The sequence below is a fragment of the Phytobacter sp. RSE-02 genome, assembly GCF_040578655.1.
GTDB lineage: Bacteria > Pseudomonadota > Gammaproteobacteria > Enterobacterales > Enterobacteriaceae > Phytobacter > Phytobacter diazotrophicus.
Genome location: NZ_JBEULY010000007.1, coordinates 168,990 through 183,430, shown reverse-complemented (window position 1 = coordinate 183,430; position 14,441 = coordinate 168,990). Strand labels below are relative to the sequence as shown.

The following is a 14,441-nucleotide window of genomic DNA, read 5'->3' as shown; positions in this document are numbered from 1 at the left end:
TTTCCCTGCTATTTTATCAGTATCCAAATTCCCGCCACGGATTGGCGGGAATTTTATTTTATAAGGGACCTGAATGATTTCATTAAGTAAGCCGCTTGCGGAGTTATATTTACTAGATGAATGTTTTTCCGCTCATGGTATTCCTTTTGAGTTAGCTAATGACGCCATTCTGACTTTCAATAAAATCGACCCGAATAACGTTACCCTTGTCCTTCTGCAGGGTGAAATCGCCATTAGTCGAAAATATAACGATGTATTATTAGGTATTGCCAGGGCACCTTTTATCAAAGGACTAAGTACAGGTCTTGTTCAACGCCCATCCGAGTATATATACACCGCGCAAAACGAATGCTCGGGATATTACTTACCTTCTGATTTAGCGATGATGCTCATAGATAAAAATCAACTGTGGCGCGAAGCGTTTGCGTGGCTGACATGGTGGCACCGCATTGCTGAAACCCGGGATTGTCAGCTTATTGGCAGCAGTACCTACGACCAAATTCGGGCATCACTGTTAACCATGTCTGACTGGGACGAACAGCTTAGAGCGCGCGTTGGGGTTATTCAGTATATTCAGCGACGCACCGGGGTTTCTCGCTCTGTGATTGCCGAAGTACTGTCCGCGCTGCGTAAAGGAAACTATATCGAAATGCATAAAGGCAAGCTGTTGAAAATCAACCGTTTGCCTTATGAGTATTGACCAACTGCCCGGCCACATCAGGACGAAGGTGCGACCACTGGTTTATTGTTGCTCAATTCACTAACCAGATCGTTTACACCATCGCTCATATTCACGAAACGCGTTAATGGCGAACGTGTGATCACCACGAACACACCGACATTACTTTGCGGGATCATCGCCATATAAGTAATGAAACCGCCACCACCGCCCGTTTTCTGAATAATTCCCGGATGCCCGTCTTTCGGCGCCATATACACCCAGCCCAGGCCTAACGCATCGGCTTTACCCGGCACATCCATTCCGATAACACGTGTAAGCTGGTTGCGCTGATAAATCAGCGTCTGCATACGATCTGCCTGGCTGTTACGGCTGTAGAAATCAGAAGAGAGGAATTGCTGCATCCAGCGCATCATATCGCCCGGCGTTGAATAAACACCACCGCTACCAATAGCCGCCAGGGTGTTATCGCACGGACTCGCGCCTTTTTCCGCCACCATCAGACGACGACACTGGTCAGGTGATGGCGTAAACGTGGTGTCTTTCATCCCCAGCGGACGCGTAATTTGCTCTTCGAAAAGCTGAGAGTAGGGTTTCCCCGCCGCATTCGCCAGAGCGTCGGCCAACAGATCAAATGCCAGGTTGGAATACGCCGCCTGGGTTCCTGGTGCCGATTTTAACGTCGCCGTAGAGAGCCAGTTCCAGCGCTCTGTGCGGGTCGGCCAGGTAAATACGGTACGCTTTGCCGCACCACCCGGTTGTTCACGCGGCAGTGCGCTGGTATGTGTCGCCAGGTTAACCAGCGTAATCGGCGCACCCTGATAAGTCGGCACACGCGCACCCGGTGGCGCATATTTGCTTAACGGATCGTTGAGTTTCACTACGCCTTGGTCGAGGAGCTTCACCAGCATTTCGCTGGTCATAAGTTTGGAGAGCGATGCAATGCGAATAACCGAATCAAGCTGCGGGCGCACATTCGAACCAGGGCGCGTTTCACCAAAGCTTCTGAATACCCGCTGGTTACCGTCAATCGCTACCATCGCCATCCCTGTTGCGCCACTGCCATAAAAAATATGGTTGGCGTAACGATCAACAATATCAGACGCAAACTCAGCATCAGGTGACTGTTGTGCTGCATGCGCGCAAGTCAGTGTTAACGCGTAGAGCGTCGCAGAGAAAAACAAACAACGTTTCAACGAAAGCATCCGTAAATGAAAGAAGTGGATAATGCGTATTTATACTACCAGGCAGCATATTTCAAAGCACCGAAAAGCGCATTATTTCGCGAAATAACGTAACGAGGGGTAAACATGAACTTTTTTCCGGACCACAAAATAGCCGCTTCGTTGTGATACCCTTTTTCTTTCCGCAGCGAATTTCTGGAGGCGAGCAATGTCAGGTAAGCGAGTGGTGATGGTAGTGGATATGCAAAACGGGGTTTTTGCGACGCCACGTTTTCGACGCGAAGCGTGTGTAGCGCAGATAAATCAGCTCACATGGGCGGCGGATACGGTAATTTTCATCCAGCACATCGAAAGCGGTGGACTGGAAGAGGGGAGCGAAGGGTTCCAGTTACTACCCGATCTTTACCAGCCTGATAACGCTTTGTATGTCACCAAAACCGCCTGTGACAGCTTTTACCGTACCCGGCTGGCGGATGTTTTACGCGAGCACGATATCTCTGCATTCGTCATGTGCGGCTGTGCGACAGATTATTGTTTCGATACCACGCTGAAAAATGGGGCCAGCCGTGGGTATTCAATTACCGTGGCCGAAGACGCCCATACGACAGCCAACCGACCAGCAGCCCCGGCTGAAACACTCATCGCCCATTATAATGAGGTCTGGCGCACACTTACGGTGCCGGATAACCCCGTTTTTGTGAAACCCGTCGAAACAATTCTTCACGAGTGGCAAACGAACTAAGGCGTTACGCTCAGGTCTGATTCTACAGTTCTCACAACGCTCCCCCACCGCAGGAAGCCCCTGTGGCGGAGGTGTGTTGTGCGCCGTATGAGTAATGCACAAAAATAAGAAGTGAGCAGGAGAGTATTATGTTTAAGTCTTTTTTCCCAAAGCCGAAGCTGTTCTTTCTTTCGGCCTTTATTTGGGCACTGATCGCAGTCGTTTTCTGGCAGGCCGGTGGGCAGGTCTGGATAATGCGGCTGGTTGGCGCTTCTGAGGATGTTCCCATCAGCGCGGCGCGCTTCTGGTCCCTGAACTTCCTGCTGTTTTATGCCTACTACGCATTATGCGTTGGCCTCTTTGCGCTATTCTGGTTTTTCTACGCACCGCATCGCTGGCAGCGCTGGTCAATTCTGGGAACGGCCCTAATCATTTTTGTGACCTGGTTTCTGGTTGAAATCAACGTCGCGATTAACGCGTGGTACGCGCCATTTTACGATCTTATTCAAAAAGCGCTGAGTGCACCGAATAAAGTCAGTATTGGTCAGCTTTATAGCGAAATCGGCGTCTTTTTGTGGATTGCTCTGATTGCGGTAACCGTTGCGGTGCTAAATAACTTCTTCGTGAGCCACTATGTCTTTCGCTGGCGTACGGCAATGAACGAATTTTATATGGAGCACTGGGACCAGTTGCGCCATATCGAAGGGGCGGCGCAGCGTGTTCAGGAAGACACCATGCGTTTTGCTTCTACGCTTGAAGACATGGGTGTTAGCTTTATAAACGCGGTCATGACGTTGATTGCTTTTTTACCGGTTCTGGTGGCACTGTCGCCACACGTACAGGAGTTGCCGCTGGTGGGGCATCTGCCGTATGGTCTGGTGATTGCGTCCATTGCCTGGGCCCTCTCCGGCACCTTTTTACTGGCGTTTGTCGGGATTAAACTGCCGGGGCTGGAGTTCAAAAATCAGCGCGTAGAAGCCGCATATCGTAAAGAACTGGTGTATGGCGAAGATGACGTTAACCGCGCGAAACCTCATACAGTAAAAGAGCTCTTTTCCGCCGTCCGCCGTAACTATTTCCGTCTTTATTTCCACTATATGTATTTCAACATTGCCCGCATTTTGTATCTGCAGGTTGACGTGGTGTTCGGTCTGGTTGTCCTTTTCCCGACCATCGCCGCCGGGGCGATTACTTTTGGTCTGATGCGCCAAATCACAAACGTATTTGAACAGGTGCGCAGTTCATTCCAGTATCTGATAGCCTCCTGGACCACGCTGGTGGAACTGATGTCCATCTATAAACGTTTGCGCAGCTTTGAAAGCGAGTTGAATGCACCGCCAGCATCGCAAATGACCAACACTTTCAGTTAAGCAAGGAACGATATGCCTGTTTGCGCGCCGCGTCTTATCGCGACCACAATGACACTGCTGGCGGGAATGATTCTCGCCGGTTGTACGACACCGAAAAACACAACCAGCGCAGAAGAGACGAAGGAGGCCGAAGCGGAGAAGCCCCGCGATGTGGCGAGCGTGGTCAGAGAAAAAATGCCCGCGAGTGTGAAAGACCGGGATGCGTGGGCGCAAGATATTGCCACCACTTTTAGCAGCCAGTCGATTGCACCGACGCTGGAAAATATCTGTTCGGTGCTGGCGGTTGCGCAGCAGGAGTCTAACTATCAGGCCGATCCGCAGGTGCCGGGGCTGAATAAAATCGCCTGGAAAGAGATTGACCGCCGTGCGGCACGTTTACATATCCCACTTGCCCTGGTACACACCGCGCTGAAAATTGAATCGCCCAATGGCAAAAGTTATAGCGAACGTCTGGACAAGGTTCGCACCGAAAAACAGTTGAGTGAAATTTTCGACGATTTTATCAGCGTCGTGCCGATGGGGCAGACGCTTTTTGGTTCTTATAACCCGGTGCATACCGGTGGGCCTATGCAAATTAGCGTTGCGTTTGCCGAGAAACACACCGACGGCTACCCGTGGAAAATGGAAGGCACGGTGCGACAAGAGGTCTTTACCCGTCGCGGTGGCCTGTGGTTTGGCACATATCACCTGCTCAATTATCCGGCAAATTACACGGTACCCCTTTATCGCTTTGCTGATTTTAATGCCGGACATTACGCCAGCCGTAACGCGGCATTCCAGAATGCACTAAGCAAAGCGACCGGCGTTAAACTGGCGCTGGACGGCGATCTGATTCAGTACGGCAGCAACGATGCAGGTGCAACGGAGCTGGCAGCCAGAAAACTGGGGGCGAAACTGGGGATGAGCGACAGGGATATCCGCCGTCAGTTACAAACCGGCGACAGTATTGCCTTAGAGAAAACGGCGTTATACCAGAACGTTTATCGTCTGGCAGAACAGAAAACCGGGAAAACGTTACCGCGAGAAATGCTACCGGGGATCCAACTGGAAAGCCCGAAGATCACACGCAACCTTACAACTGCCTGGTTTGCTAAGCGTGTCGATGACCGTCGGGCGCAATGTATGATGAAAAACTAATGATGACGTCGCCAGCGCAATACCAGGGCAATCACGCCCAGAAATGCGCTGCCAATCAGGAAAGGCACCAGACCAAAAATGGTGCCAACACCTAACCCCATCTCAACGTGTGGTCGGTTGGTGTCCTGCATTTGCATCAAATGTTCAAAGACCCCGGGCGCATGCACCAACAGGTTCAGCAGTTGCGCGCCTGCCCAGAAGCAGAGCAGCACAAACACGGCATAAGCGATATTACCGGGCGTAGAGGCGTCGCGAGTTTTTTTACCCGAAAAGGGTTTCGACAGGGTAAAGTCAGCCATATAGACCTCCGCTACGTTTAATTACGTTGGCTCAGAGCCAGTGAATCGGTGTAATTTTGACAGTTCGATTAAATTGTCAACATCGGAATGGTGATAATTTCGCAGCGGGAATGATTCCGGATGTGTAAATTTTGTACGTGCTCACATTTTTGTAACATTTCGACCATCGAATTAACATTTCAGAATTTCCGTACGCGCCACAGACGTGCCATGACAAATATGCGAGGATGGCGTTTTTATTGCCGGAGTTGTCATGAAGCTGCCTTCAAAAATACGCCGTGACTGGCACTACTATGCGTTTGCGATTGGTTTGATCTTTATTCTGAATGGCGTTGTGGGTTTGCTGGGTTTTGAAACGAAAGGCTGGCAAAACTATGCCGTCGGGCTGGTGACCTGGGTTATCAGTTTCTGGCTTGCCGGATTTATCATTCGCCGCCGCCCCGAAGAAAACGAAGAGGCGGCGAATGAGGAAGAAAAAACGCAGGATTAACCGTTCATCGAACTTTTCAGCGCGCTATCAGCCTGATGGCGCGCCAAAGCCAGTTCAATCAGGCGCGTGATCAAATCGGTGTAGCCGAGACCGCTCGCCTGCCACAGTTTCGGGTACATGCTGATATTGGTGAAACCAGGCAATGTATTGATCTCATTAATAATCACTTTGTTGTCCGGTGTCAGGAATACGTCGACGCGTGCCATACCCGCGCAGCCCAGAGTCTGATACGCCTGTACGGCGATAGCGCGAATATGATCATTCACTTCGGGGGCGATCGCCGCCGGTACAACCACTTGCGCACCGTTATCGTCAATGTATTTGGTATCGTAAGCGTAAAACTCACTGTTAAGCACGATTTCGCCACAGGTGCTGGCTTGCGGATCGTCATTACCCAGCACTGCACATTCGATCTCGCGACCGGTGATGCCGGTTTCGACCACCACTTTATGGTCAAATTCGAACGCCAGGCTGACGGCGGCATGGTACTGCGCTTCGTTGGAGACTTTACTGACGCCAACGGAAGAGCCCTGGTTGGCTGGTTTTACAAACAGCGGCAGCCCAAGTTTCGCTTGTATCTCAGAGAACGTCATACGATCGCGATTACTACGGGTTAAGGTGACAAAAGGCGCAATAGCGAGACCCGCATCACGGAGCAGACGTTTGGTCACGTCTTTGTCCATACAGGCGGCGGAGCCCAGCACATCTGAGCCGACAAACGGCAGGTTCGCCATGCGCAGCAGGCCCTGTAGCGTACCGTCTTCACCCTGCGTACCATGGACAATCGGGAAAATCACATCCACTTGTGGGAAGGGTTTGGCATCACTGGCATTCATTAGTTGCTGTGACGGTTGTCCCGGCACCAGCGCAACGCTGCTTTCAGAGGGATTAAGTGCAATTCGCGCCGGATCGCTGGCATTTTGCAGGTAATTATTCGCGTCGTTGATATGCCACTGACCCTGCTTATCGATCCCCAGCAATACAACATCGAAACGCGATTTATCCATTGCATCGACGATATTTTTTGCCGATTGCAGCGACACTTCATGTTCAGCCGACTTGCCGCCGAACACGACCCCTACCCGCAGTTTTGCCATCTCAACTTTCACTCACATGAATCAGAAAGCACATACCATATCACTTCTGCCATACTGTTTTGCAGTGATTAATGGAGGGGATGCGTGAAAGGGAAAGGCTTCATCGGTTTGTTTATTTTGCTCGGCGGACTGGCGGCGGGTTGGCGCTATTTGCCCGCCTACTACAACCCCTTCGCACCATTACACCTTAATGATCCGCCAGGCCGCATTACCCAGTTTAAGTTACGCCGGCTCGATCCGGGGCAGTGCGTTGAGTTGCTGCAACAGGCAAACCAGCAGCAACTCATTTCCTCAACATCTGTCGCCGATACCCAGGGTGACTGTCCGCTGAACAATGTGGTACGGGTGCGCGATTTTGGCCCGGTCAAACTCAGCAGCAGTTTTCTTGCCAGTTGCCCGCTGGCACTCAGTTCAGCGCTTTTTGTTGAACAACAGGCCCGGCCGCTAACGCAGCAATTTATGGGCAGTCCGCTCATACGCATCGACCATCTGGGAAGTTACGCCTGCCGTAATATCTATAATCGACCCGATGCCCGTCTAAGCGAACATGCCACTGCTGAAGCGCTGGATATTAGCGGTTTTCATCTGGCAAACGGTCAACAGGTAACGGTACTGCGAGGCTGGACGCGCGATGATACGCGCCCCTGGCTACAGGCGATGTTAAGCGCGAGTTGTGGGTATTATGGCAATGGCCTTGGGCCGGAGTACAACGCGGCGCACGCCAACCATTTTCATCTTGGGATGCGTGGATTTCGGCTATGTCGCTAAAGCATAAACTACCGTGATAAGTGTGGTTGATATTCAGGGCTGTGGCCTGTGGCAGAATAGAGAAGATAAAACACCAAAAAAAAGCTAATCGCACCTCTGGTGCGTATTCTTATTACTGTTCTTGTTAACCTGTGTCTAATTTGCCAAAAACTGAATAATAATTGTTGTTTATGGAATCCTGGAGAATTAACCTTATTTCCGTATGGTTCGGCTGTTTTTTCACCGGTCTTGCCATCAGTCAAATCTTACCGTTCTTGCCCTTATATGTCTCCCAACTGGGGGTCTCTTCTCACGAAGCGTTGTCGATGTGGTCCGGGTTGACCTTTAGCGTCACGTTTATGGTTTCCGCGATAGTTTCACCGCTATGGGGCAGCCTTGCTGACAGAAAAGGGCGCAAGTTAATGCTATTGCGCGCCTCTCTGGGGATGGCAATCGCCATTTTACTGCAGGCTTTTGCGACAAATGTCTGGCAGTTGCTCATCTTACGTGGCGTCATGGGACTCACGTCTGGTTACATTCCCAATGCGATGGCGCTGGTCGCCTCTCAGGCTCCCCGTGAGCGTAGCGGTTGGGCGCTAAGCACACTCTCGACGGCGCAAATCAGTGGGGTGATTGGCGGGCCGTTAATGGGCGGCTTTCTGGCGGACCATTTTGGTTTACGAACCGTTTTCTTAATTACCGCAACGCTGCTGATTGTCAGTTTTCTGGTCACACTGTTTCTGATCAAAGAGGGGGCGCGTCCTAAGGTCAGCAAGGCGCAGCGGCTGAGCGGCAAGGCCGTCTTTTCCTCGCTACCTTATCCGGGCCTGGTGATCAGTCTTTTTCTGACGACGCTGGTTATCCAGTTATGCAATGGCTCTATCGGGCCTATTCTGGCGCTGTTTATCCAGTCTATGACGCCCGACAGCAGCAATATCGCCTTCCTCAGCGGGATGATTGCCGCCATACCGGGTGTTTCCGCGCTTATCTCGGCGCCGCGTCTGGGGAAACTGGGCGATCGAATTGGTACGGCGCGCATTCTGATGGCGACGTTAGTTTGCGCCGTGGTGCTATTTTTCGCCATGTCGTTTGTTACCTCGCCGCTACAACTGGGCATTTTGCGTTTTATGCTTGGCTTCGCCGATGGTGCGATGCTGCCCGCCGTTCAAACGCTGCTGCTTAAATATTCCAGCGACCAGGTGACCGGACGTATTTTTGGTTATAACCAGTCGTTTATGTATCTGGGTAACGTGGTCGGGCCGCTGATGGGGGCGTCTGTCTCGGCGATGGCCGGATTCCGCTGGGTATTTGTCGCCACGGCGCTGGTGGTTTTATGCAATATCTGGCAACTGGCGCTGGCATTACGTAAAGCGCGACGTTGAACGAATATCCAGATCGAAAGCTTCTGGCTCCGGTCTGGATATAAAATTTCTTTATAGAAAAAATATATTCTTTTATCTCCCGCCTCGCTTTGACACAGCAATAAATTTGCGTCTATGTCATAGAAACGTTTCGTTACTGGGTTTCCTGTTTTACGGTTCTACATAGCGCAAATTTAGCGAAAAATAATAGATGCATCCACTTTGCAACTACAGAACAGAGTGCTAACGTCATCGAATATCACATAAGGAAATAGCGCTATGAAAAATCTCATTGCAGAGCTGTTGGTAAAACTCGCGGAAAAGGAAGAGGAATCCAAAGAACTGGTTGCGCAGGTGGAAGCGCTGGAGATCGTTGTCACTGCACTTTTGCGTCAGATGGCGCTGCCTGAGCAACAGGCGCTTATTCAGAGTATTGAAGGCGCGATGGATGATGTTCATCCGGGAACGGACGTTTCCGATCATGACACGGAGTTGCTGCAACAGTATATAAAAAAGCTTTTAAGGCACCCGCGCAACTGAGACTTTGAGATAAGTCACGCTGTCATCTCACTGTCATACGCGGTGCCTATAGTCGCTCTGTTTTATTTCTTTTTAAGTATTTATACACGGAGAAAATAAAGTGAAACAGAGCGTATTATTCATCGCCTTATTCCCTATGCTGTTTACCCCTGCTATTTATGCGGATACCACTTCCGCCACTACTGTGCTTGAGAATCGTGCCGCACAGGGCGATATTACCACGCAAGGCGGCGCCCGCCGTTTAACTGCCGATCAAACTGACGCAATACGTTCCTCGCTCAATGACAAACCGGCTAAAAATATTATTCTGCTGATCGGTGATGGCATGGGCGATTCAGAAATTACCGCTGCGCGAAATTATGCCGAAGGGGCGGGCGGTTATTTTAAAGGTATCGATGCGTTACCACTGACGGGTCAGTACACGCATTACGCGCTGGATAAGAAAACGGGCAAACCCGATTACGTGACCGACTCTGCGGCATCCGCAACGGCATGGTCTACCGGCGTGAAAACCTATAACGGCGCCTTGGGTGTCGATATCCACGAAAAAGATCATATGACGATCCTGGAGATGGCAAAGGCCGCGGGTCTTGCTACCGGTAACGTCTCTACCGCTGAATTGCAGGACGCTACGCCTGCAGCGCTTGTTTCCCATGTGACGTCGCGTAAATGCTACGGCCCGAGCGTTACCAGTGAAAAATGCGCCAGCAATGCGCTGGAAAAAGGCGGCAAAGGCTCCATCACCGAGCAGTTGTTGAATGCGCGTGCTGATGTCACCCTCGGTGGCGGTGCGAAGACCTTCAGTGAAACGGCAACCGCCGGTGAGTGGAAAGGCAAAACGTTGCGTGAGCAGGCACAGGCACGTGGCTATCAGTTAGTGGGGGACGCCTCGACGCTGGCGGCCATCACCGAAGCGAATCAGGATAAACCGCTGCTGGGGCTGTTCTCCGATGGCAACATGCCGGTTCGTTGGGAAGGCCCGAAAGCCTCATTACACGGTAATCTCGATAAACCTGCGGTGACCTGTACGCCAAATGCTAAACGTACCGATAGCGTACCGACGCTGGCGCAGATGACCGAAAAAGCGATCGACCTGCTGAGCAAAAACGAGAAAGGTTTCTTCCTGCAGGTGGAAGGCGCATCGATCGATAAACAAGATCATGCTGCCAACCCGTGCGGCCAGATTGGTGAAACCGTAGACCTCGACGAAGCCGTGCAAAAAGCGCTGGCCTTCGCCAAAAAGGATGGCAACACGCTTGTCATCGTTACCGCTGATCATGCTCACGCCAGCCAGATTATCCCGCCTGACACCAAAGCGCCTGGCTTGAGCCAGTTGCTGAACACCAAAGACGGTGCGGTGATGGCGATAACCTACGGTAACTCTGAGGAAGAGTCGATGGAGCATACCGGTACACAGGTTCGTCTGGCAGCCTATGGTCCACACGCGGCTAACGTTGTGGGCCTGACCGATCAGACCGACCTGTTCTTCACCATGAAAAACGCGCTTGGGCTGAAATAAGTTGCTGCCCGGTGGGAAATCTCTCCTGCCGGGTGGTTTTTTCTCCATGACAGACCATCCTTAAGGGGCAAGGCTTACAGAAGGATGGTGCTATGAAAATAACATTACTTGTTACGCTCCTGTTCGGCCTGGTGTTTGTTACTGCACTGAGTGCCGCTGAGAAGACCCTTACCCCTCAACAACAACGTATGACCCTCTGCAATCAGCAGGCTACGGCGCAGACCCTCTCCGGTGATGTCCGCAAGCGGTATATGAGCGATTGCCTGAAAAACACCAAAACCGAACCCGGACAAAAAAGTCTGAGTCCTCAACAGCAAAAAATGCGCGAATGCAACGCACAGGCGACGCAGCAGTCGCTTAAAGGCGAAGATCGCAGCAAATTTATGAGTGGCTGCCTGAAAAAAACAGGCTAATCCAAACGGGTGAGCTCGCCACGCGACTCACCCGAAATTTCATACTTTCCCCGCATGACCCCTCTCTATAATTTGGGAAAATGTTTCAGAATGTTCCCAATAATGATGAATGATAATAACTTTTATACAACTGAGAGTGGCAAGGAGAGACGTCGTGCTCTGCACGATGACGATCCCCATTCAATGGGGCTCCAGTTCGCGCAACGGGAACGGCTGCCACGGGCGGTAGGGCTGGCCTGCTTGTTCATGCCGCTCGCTGGGGTACTGGTATTACAGCCGGTTGCGGGAGGCTGGTGGATTTTATTGGTTTTATGGACTTTCGTCTGGCCGCATCTCGCCTGGCAACTGGCGGCCCGCTCAAGCGATCCCTACGCCAGTGAAACCCATAATTTGAAGGCAGATGCCCTGCTGGCCGGAATGTGGATGGGGCTAATCGGTGTGAACCTGCTCCCCTCTATCGCCATGGCAATGGTGGTTTTTATCACCACGATGGGGGCTGGCGGGCCGCGACTGTGTCTTGCCGGCGTTATTCTGATGGCGGTTGCCTGCCTGGTCACACTCCAGCTTACGGGTATTGCCATTACTACCGACAGCTCGTCACTGATTGTCTGCCTGACGGTGCCGGTACTTCTGCTGTATCCACTCCTCTTTTCCTGGGTGACTTTCCGTAACGCCGCGAGGCTTGAGGAGCATAAACGCCGACTGCAGGTGATGAGTATTCGTGACGGTATGACTGGCGTTTACAATCGTCGCCATTGGGAGAGTCTGTTGCGTGATGAATTTGATGATTGTCGCCGTCATCAACGGATCGCGACGCTGTTGCTGATCGATGTCGATCATTTCAAAACTATTAACGATACCTGGGGACATGACGTGGGGGATGAGGCGATCATTGCCATCACCCGTCACCTGCAACTCACTTTGCGCGGTAGCGATCTGATTGGGCGTTTCGGTGGTGATGAATTCGCCGTGATCATGTGCGGCACGCCGCCTGAAAACGCGATTGCAGCCATGGAGCGTGTCCATGACCGCCTTACCGCCTTCCGCCTGCCTTCTGCTCCACAACTGGCGCTGCAAATCAGCGTCGGTGTTGCCCCTCTGACCGATGAAATGACCCACTACCGGGAGTGGCTAAAATCTGCCGATCTGGCGTTATACAAAGCGAAAAAAGCCGGGCGCAATCGCACCGAAGTGGCCGCCTGACTCCTCGCCTGGTTGCTATAGGCCTATTCTCTGCCAGGCTTAACAAGTCATCATTACAGATTGAGTGCTTTTTATTTCCTCGTGGTGTGCGCTGTCTGGCGTTACGTCCGTATCTCCAACACTGACACGAGAGCAATGTTATGAGCTACCAATACGTCTTAGATATCAATTCACTACCGGAGAGCAAGCCGGTAAAAGTCGAAGTGGCGGGTACCGCCATGATCCTCATTCGCACCTTAACGCAGGTGCGCGCATTCCAGAGTAAATGCCCCCATGCGGGAGCTCCCCTTGAGAAAGGGGCCGTCTGCGAAGGGCGCCTGGTTTGTCCGTGGCACAAAGCTGAATTCGACATTAAGAATGGACAGTGGCTTGAGCCGCTTGCGCTGACCAGCCTTAAACAATATCCGGTACTGCTGGAAGAAAACCGCGTTCTGGTCAATCCACGTCCGATGTCCCCTGCCAGCAGGCCGCTGATCCGCGGTGAACAGGAACAGACCACGGTTATTTTGGGGACCGGGGCCGCCGGCAGTTCCGCCGCCATAACGCTGCGCGACTCGGGTTATAGCGGGCGTTTAGTGCTTATCGATAAAGAGAACGATGCCCCCTATGACCGTACGGCACTGAGCAAATTTGTCCCCGCCGGCAAAATGAAAATCAGCGAAGTGCCGCATGTGCTGGATGATGCGTTTTACCAGCAGCCGGGCGTTGAAAGCCTGCGAGAAGAGGTGACCGACCTCAACAGCCGTGAGCGCTTTCTTACCCTGGCCAGCGGGCAAAGGCTCCATTTTGACAAACTGTTGCTGGCGACCGGTGGGCAGCCGCTGTGTCCTGATATTGAAGGTAACCACCTGCAAGGCGTTCATGTTTTGCGAGATCTCCATCAGGCACAGCAGTTGCTCAACGAAGTGGAACAGGAGCATCAACTGGTGATCATCGGCAACAGCTTTATTGCTATGGAGCTGGCGGCGGCCTTACGCAACCAGGATATTGACGTGACGGTGGTGTCGCGCCACGAATTGCCTTTTGTTCCGCAGTTTGGTGAAGAGATGGGCCAACACTTTCTCAATATGCATAAGCAGAATGGCGTGAAATTTGTGACCGGTGAGCCGGCGGCACTGGAGGGCAACGGGCATGTGCAGGGGGTATGCCTGAAAAATGGCCTGACACTGCCTGCACATGTGGTGGTGCTTGCCACCGGGGTTCGTCCGTTTACCGATCTGGCCCATGATCTTCACCATGAAGAAGACGGTAGCCTGACGGTGGATGAAACCTTATGCGCCGCGCCAGGAGTGTGGGCGGTGGGCGATATCGCCAGTTATCCGGCGCCGGAAGGCAGACGGCGAATTGAACACTGGCGCGTGGCGCAGCAGCAGGGGCGACTGGCGGCAAAGAATATGCTGGGGGAACACCAGGCGTTTGATCGGGTGCCGTTTTTCTGGACCACCCATTTCGGTACGCGCTTCGAATATCTGGGTTATGCGCGGGAATGGGACAGTGTGAAAATGCTTGGTTCGTTTGAGGATAAGCGTTTTGCGGTGCTTTATGGCGAAGAGGGGATGCTGAAAGCGGTGCTAAGCTGCGGTGAAAATACCGCAACGGCAGAACTGTTGGTGAAAATGCAGCAGCCGATGCCTCTGCGTCAGGCCAGTGAGATGCTGGCCTAGCACATGACTGCGCCGTA

Annotated in this window: 15 protein-coding genes; 12 read left to right on the top strand and 3 right to left on the bottom strand. The window is 52.1% G+C overall.

Annotated elements, in window-relative coordinates:
* Positions 1–73 precede the first annotated feature (73 nt).
* Positions 74–700 (top strand): helix-turn-helix domain-containing protein, encoded by a 627-nt coding sequence (locus tag ABU190_RS16470; protein ID WP_354691859.1) that lies wholly within the window; start codon positions 74–76, stop codon positions 698–700.
* Between the two features lie 17 nt (positions 701–717).
* Here the strand turns inward: ABU190_RS16470 and ampH are convergent, their stop codons facing one another.
* Positions 718–1,875, bottom strand: coding sequence for a D-alanyl-D-alanine-carboxypeptidase/endopeptidase AmpH (gene ampH / locus ABU190_RS16465; RefSeq protein ID WP_041852568.1), 1,158 nt, complete (start codon positions 1,873–1,875; stop codon positions 718–720).
* Between the two features lie 196 nt (positions 1,876–2,071).
* Here ampH and ABU190_RS16460 point away from each other — a divergent pair, with 196 nt between their 5' ends.
* The 3 genes from ABU190_RS16460 (at position 2,072) to ABU190_RS16450 (ending at position 5,091) form a co-directional block, all read left to right on the top strand.
* A complete protein-coding gene (locus tag ABU190_RS16460) occupies positions 2,072–2,605 on the top strand; it encodes an isochorismatase family protein (protein ID WP_354691858.1) in 534 nt (177 codons plus the stop codon).
* A 128-nt stretch (positions 2,606–2,733) separates the two neighbouring features.
* Positions 2,734–3,954, top strand: coding sequence for a peptide antibiotic transporter SbmA (gene sbmA, locus ABU190_RS16455; RefSeq protein WP_041852566.1), 1,221 nt, complete (start codon positions 2,734–2,736; stop codon positions 3,952–3,954).
* A gap of 66 nt (positions 3,955–4,020) precedes the next feature.
* Positions 4,021–5,091: a DUF1615 domain-containing protein gene (locus ABU190_RS16450; protein ID WP_354691916.1), complete on the top strand. Its 1,071-nt coding sequence runs from the start codon at positions 4,021–4,023 to the stop codon at positions 5,089–5,091.
* Here the strand turns inward: ABU190_RS16450 and ABU190_RS16445 are convergent.
* Positions 5,088–5,390: a YaiY family protein gene (locus tag ABU190_RS16445; protein WP_041852564.1), complete on the bottom strand. Its 303-nt coding sequence runs from the start codon at positions 5,388–5,390 to the stop codon at positions 5,088–5,090. The genes ABU190_RS16450 and ABU190_RS16445 overlap by 4 nt on opposite strands.
* A gap of 253 nt (positions 5,391–5,643) precedes the next feature.
* Between ABU190_RS16445 and ABU190_RS16440 the strand changes: the two genes are divergently transcribed.
* The gene (locus ABU190_RS16440) at positions 5,644–5,880 is read left to right on the top strand and encodes a DUF2754 family protein (RefSeq protein ID WP_047371635.1); all 237 of its coding nucleotides are present in this window, start codon (positions 5,644–5,646) and stop codon (positions 5,878–5,880) included.
* On the opposite strand, the gene ddlA is transcribed toward ABU190_RS16440, so the two are convergent.
* A complete protein-coding gene (gene ddlA, locus ABU190_RS16435; RefSeq protein ID WP_354691857.1) occupies positions 5,877–6,977 on the bottom strand; it encodes a D-alanine--D-alanine ligase in 1,101 nt (366 codons plus the stop codon). The genes ABU190_RS16440 and ddlA overlap by 4 nt on opposite strands.
* A gap of 84 nt (positions 6,978–7,061) precedes the next feature.
* Here ddlA and ABU190_RS16430 point away from each other — a divergent pair, with 84 nt between their 5' ends.
* The 7 genes from ABU190_RS16430 to ABU190_RS16400 all read left to right on the top strand — a co-directional run bounded on the left by ABU190_RS16430 (position 7,062) and on the right by ABU190_RS16400 (position 14,424).
* The gene (locus ABU190_RS16430) at positions 7,062–7,745 is read left to right on the top strand and encodes an extensin family protein (protein WP_354691856.1); all 684 of its coding nucleotides are present in this window, start codon (positions 7,062–7,064) and stop codon (positions 7,743–7,745) included.
* 170 nt (positions 7,746–7,915) lie between these two features.
* Positions 7,916–9,106: a multidrug efflux MFS transporter gene (locus ABU190_RS16425; protein WP_103281663.1), complete on the top strand. Its 1,191-nt coding sequence runs from the start codon at positions 7,916–7,918 to the stop codon at positions 9,104–9,106.
* 258 nt (positions 9,107–9,364) lie between these two features.
* Positions 9,365–9,625 carry an anti-adapter protein IraP gene (gene iraP / locus ABU190_RS16420; RefSeq protein ID WP_041852560.1) on the top strand — a complete coding sequence of 87 codons (261 nt, stop codon included), beginning with the start codon at positions 9,365–9,367 and terminating at the stop codon, positions 9,623–9,625.
* Positions 9,626–9,725: 100 nt separating this feature from the next.
* Positions 9,726–11,144, top strand: a complete 1,419-nt coding sequence (phoA, locus tag ABU190_RS16415; protein WP_354691855.1) for an alkaline phosphatase — start codon at positions 9,726–9,728, stop codon at positions 11,142–11,144.
* Positions 11,145–11,236: 92 nt separating this feature from the next.
* Positions 11,237–11,557 (top strand): phosphate starvation-inducible protein PsiF, encoded by a 321-nt coding sequence (gene psiF / locus ABU190_RS16410; protein ID WP_354691854.1) that lies wholly within the window; start codon positions 11,237–11,239, stop codon positions 11,555–11,557.
* A gap of 90 nt (positions 11,558–11,647) precedes the next feature.
* The gene (adrA, locus tag ABU190_RS16405) at positions 11,648–12,760 is read left to right on the top strand and encodes a diguanylate cyclase AdrA (RefSeq protein ID WP_354691853.1); all 1,113 of its coding nucleotides are present in this window, start codon (positions 11,648–11,650) and stop codon (positions 12,758–12,760) included.
* 140 nt (positions 12,761–12,900) lie between these two features.
* Positions 12,901–14,424, top strand: coding sequence for an FAD-dependent oxidoreductase (locus ABU190_RS16400; protein WP_354691852.1), 1,524 nt, complete (start codon positions 12,901–12,903; stop codon positions 14,422–14,424).
* The last annotated feature ends 17 nt before the right edge of the window (positions 14,425–14,441 follow it).